General features: G+C 58.2%; 4 protein-coding genes. All 4 read right to left on the bottom strand.

Annotation, left to right across the window (positions count from 1 at the left end; translation table 11 throughout):
• Nucleotides 1-721, bottom strand: a 721-nt coding sequence (locus AB4043_RS16260; RefSeq protein ID WP_442307525.1) for a multiheme c-type cytochrome, incomplete at its 3' end; no start/stop codon positions are given.
• 119 nt (nucleotides 722-840) lie between these two features.
• Entirely contained in the window at nucleotides 841-2,460 is a 1,620-nt protein-coding gene (locus AB4043_RS16255) for a GH35 family beta-galactosidase (protein ID WP_442302673.1), read from the bottom strand.
• A 29-nt stretch (nucleotides 2,461-2,489) separates the two neighbouring features.
• A complete protein-coding gene (locus AB4043_RS16250) occupies nucleotides 2,490-3,911 on the bottom strand; it encodes a tetratricopeptide repeat protein (protein WP_442307524.1) in 1,422 nt (473 codons plus the stop codon).
• A gap of 85 nt (nucleotides 3,912-3,996) precedes the next feature.
• Nucleotides 3,997-4,274: hypothetical protein (locus tag AB4043_RS16245; RefSeq protein ID WP_442307523.1), on the bottom strand; the 278-nt coding region annotated here is incomplete at its 5' end.

The following is a 4,274-nucleotide window of genomic DNA, read 5'->3' as shown; positions in this document are numbered from 1 at the left end:
GAGCTGCCTTATGACACGCGGCGCAGAACTCTGGAGTTTTATAAAGAGGCTGCATGACCGCCGCCTTGTGGCGGTCGAGATGCGTAAGGATCTCAAGATCGGAGACCTGGCGGGTAATACGGGCTCCGTTTTCATCCACGAGTACAGCTGGAACGGCAAGCACGTAGGAGCCGGTGCCGCGGGTGTCAGTCTTCTGGATGGAATGGCAGACGGAGCAGGTAACGCCATCGGCATCAAAGGGACGGCGTTTGTCAGCACCCTGCGTGAGCGTGCCGGCCACCATGGCAACGGGATCGTGGCAGCCTTCGCAATGACGTGTGTATTCCACGCCCTTCGTGTCTTTCAACATGTCCACGTTGCGCAGATACCACGGCGCCCGATTGGAGTTGGAATGCGCGGACTCACGCCACTGATGTTGAGCTTCTTTATGGCAGCGTCCACAGTACTGTGCTGTTGGGAAGTCCTTGGGGTCGATGAACTGGTCCGTGTCCGTCGTCATCAGTGAAGGCAGGAAGTGCCTTTCCGGGCTGAAGCGGTCGTTGTAGTTCGCGTTAACCTTCTCGTTGTACGCCGCCCGTTTTGCAGCAGCGGTCTCTGCCTCGGTCGCAGCGGAAACCTTGCCGCTGCTGCCACGCAACGCGACCGCAATCCCCAACGGGAGAACGGCTGCCGCGGTGAGCAGCAGGCCAATACCTTGCAAGGAGAAAAGGCGCTGCTTCATGCTAGCCACCACCTTTCAGAGACGGTCATACGCGTACTTGTGCAGTGTGTTATCAAAACCGGGATACCTGTGTCGAGATCAATTCCAAAATCTCCGAAATGATTGTTTCCATTGGGCATTCAGAAGGTGCTTAGACGAATTCGGACAACGGTGTTCTGGCTGCGGTGGAAGTTCAGGCCACGATCGGTCTGATCGCCGTTCCACAACCGTTTCGCCTTCCACACTCCATTGACGTACTCGCCTTCTTCGGCGCTGAGGATCTGCATCCGGAGTCCCGGAAGCCGATCGGGAACGTGGAACGCAACGCTGGACTCGACGCCTGTTACCAGGAATTCGTTGGGACCAAGTTGTGCGACGAGAGCTCGGCCGGAGTGGTCAGGAGTGCCGGGTGCATGGCGGCCGTCCTGCTGCGGGAAACCGAAGCGTACGGACGCCTTCCAGGGACCGAAGTCGAGCTCCTGCTCGGCCTGGCCGGGGAGTTCCACCGAGGTCTTCAGCTTTCCTTCAAAGTTGAGTTTGGCTAGTTCATCCGCCATCGGTCCCAGCAGAGCATAGTTCCGGGTGTGAGCCTTCGGTCCGTCATCTTTGGCGAAGGTCCAACCGGTCTCGTCCACACCGAACGGCGAGAAACCGATGGCTCCATGGCCTAAAGCCTGGAACAGATAGGGCGCGTAGCTGTCGCCATTGCCGGTCTCAGGAATCCAGAGTGCATTGTCCGGGCGAGCATAGGCGTCGAGCACACCCTTGTAGAAACCAGGATCGTCGGAGTAGATGTCCGGACCGATGACATCGATCGACGGTGCAAGAGCCTTCCAGAGTGGAAGCATCGCTACGGTTGGCCCACCGGAGGGATAACCGATGCCTGGGTTGCGTACCTGGCGTTCGGGAAGCTCTCCGATGGGATAGGCCAGCCAGACATTGCAGTACATGGGAATGTTGAACTCGTGCTTGCCGGCTGCGGCGATCTCATTGACGTAGCGAGCCTGATAGTAGGCCTGGAAGGCCTCATCCGCATCACCGCCGAATACTTCAAACCAGGTGCCGGGCTGTTTGTGCAGCGCGTTGACAAGATCAGTGGGAACGGCGCCGGCGACCTCGCGATTCGAGGCTTCAGAGAAGTCGCGCGGTGTGCCGATGTTGCCGGACTCGTTTTCGACCTGCACAAAGATCACGGTGTGATCCTTACTGTCGATCTCTGCCAGATGATGCATCATCGCCGCAAAGGCCCGCTTGTCGGCATCGAGGTTGGTGCGGGACTGTGCGGAGAGCACGTCCAGAGGTTCACCGGACCGATTGATCACCCGTGCGTACTTCTTCGGATCTTCCTTCACCCATTGCGGCACATAGTGCATGTTGCCGTTCTTCCAGGTGCCGAACCACAGAATGACCAGATGCATGTTGTGCTCGCGGCTTTGGCGCACCAGCATGTCCACGGAGGAGAAATCGAACTTGCCCGGGGCCGGCTCCATCTGCTCCCAATAGATCGGGGCTTCGATGGTGTTGGTATGCATGCGCTCCAGCGCGGGCCAGACCTGCGGCATGGTGTCAGGCCATGTGCTGGAGTTATTGATCTGCGCTCCCAGTACCAGGAATGGCTTACCGTTTACCAGAAGGGCGTGACGTCCGTCCTGCTCAACAACCTTCGGCGCTGGAACTGCCTGTGCCTGCGGTGCGGCCTGCGGGACAAATGCCAGCGTGGCTGCAAGCGCGAGGGTCAGGCGAGTGGCAGAGATAGGCATGCGATAGCTCCTGTCAGAAAAAGATGGGTTTAGTTCTTGGCAGTCAGAAAGGTAATCACTTCCTGCATGCGCCGGTTGTTTTCGTCTTTGGATTGCTGTGCGTACTTCTGCTGTAATGCGAGCTCGGTCTGTGCCTTGTCCCCTTTTCCGAGACGTGCATAGGCGCGTGAGAGACGGTAGTGCGCCTCAGGAAATGCGGGACGCTGCTCGACAGCATGCTCCAGGGATGCCGCACTTTCATCCCATTGATTTCTGCTCTGCTGCAGCACACCCAGTTCATACCAGGCGTCCGCAAGCCGGGGGTCCGCCTTCAGGGAGTGCTGCAACAGCAGCTCCGCTCTTGCGGTGTCGCGAGTATCGGTTGCTTGATGAAGAATGCTGCTCGCGGCATAGAGTGATGCCATTGCATTCTCAGGGTGTGCGTCGGCAAAGGCCTGCAGCGTATCGCAGCCGGCAACAGAGGCATTGGATGCAACCTCGCAGCTTCTGCCAAGCAACTCCGCTGCAGTGGCGTTCTGGGGAGAGCGCCGCAGCACCGCCTGAAAGGGCTGAGCAGCCAGATCGTAACTGTGGTTGCCAAAGTAAGCGATGCCCAACCCCATCTGCAGTAGCTCACTGGATGGATACTTTGAAACTCCGTACTTGAAAATATCGATCGCCGAGCCAAAACTCCAGTGCTGCAACATCTCGTTACCGAAGCCGAAGATCATGGACTCGGAGGGATCAAGCTGGGCAGCAAGCTGAAAGTGCTTCACCGCTTCGGTGTAGTTCCCTGCCTTCTCCTCGGACTCCGCAAGGATCTCTTGCGCGGGTGCGGACTTGAGAGCTTCAGGGTCTGCGAGCAGATCCTTTGCTTTGGCCGGCTGCCCGTTCTTCAGTAGGGCCGTCGCCCAATCGATCCGCATGTCTAAACTTACCGGAGCGTTGACCGCTCGCAACACCACATTCGCTTTCTCGAAGGACACGGCAGCAGCCGCGAACTCCTCCCGCTGCATCTGCACTGCGGCAAGCGCCAGGCGGTAGTCAGACTTTGCGGGAGCGCGCTTTACCAGGTCGCTAAAAATCTCTTCGGCATGCTTCGTATTTCCGGACTTCATCGCAGCAACGCCGAGGTTGAAAGCGATGGCAGCATCACTTCTGCTGCGGGTATAAGCACGTTCCAGAAACGGCAATGCAGCCGCATTGTCACCGGAGTCTGCCAGCGCCATCCCGGCGRCGGCCTGAAGTTCCGTTTGGCACGGATAGGTCTGCGCAAGCTTTATAAGCTGGGGTTTTGCCTGTTCCAGATCACCCTTGTTATAGCTTTCGAGCGCGTTGCGAGCCAGGGCGGCATCTGCCGGCGAAAGGGAACAGGTCGCGGGATGCACCGTATGTTTCGCTGTTGTCTGTCCATGCAACGTCAGAGGCACACAGCAGAGCAGAAGCACGGCGGCTTTTGAAACAGATCTCACAGGGTCCGGAAAATTTGATGGCTTAAGACTGCGATGTGCAGCCGAACTCATGGTCCGGCTGCACATCATTGTATGAAACCGCAGGTTAGAAGTTGATCTTGCCCGCGAACTGCCAGAACCGCGAGTCTGGGGTGAACTGACCCAAGCTACGGGCTGAGGTAATTTGTCCGCCACCGGATCCGATGTTGGCATCGGGGTTGCCGTAGGCGGGCGTGTTCAGCAGGTTGAAGTAGTCAGCACGAAGCTGGAGCGTCGTCGACTCCCGCCAGATGTTGAAGGTCTTGAAGAGCGAACCGTTGACGCGCTGGTAGCCCGGGCCTCGGACCGAGTTACGTGGCGAACCAAGATACGGCAACGCCGCTG

Source organism: Terriglobus sp. YAF25 (assembly GCF_052113305.1).
GTDB lineage: Bacteria > Acidobacteriota > Terriglobia > Terriglobales > Acidobacteriaceae > Terriglobus.
This window is presented reverse-complemented; position numbering and strand designations above follow the sequence as displayed.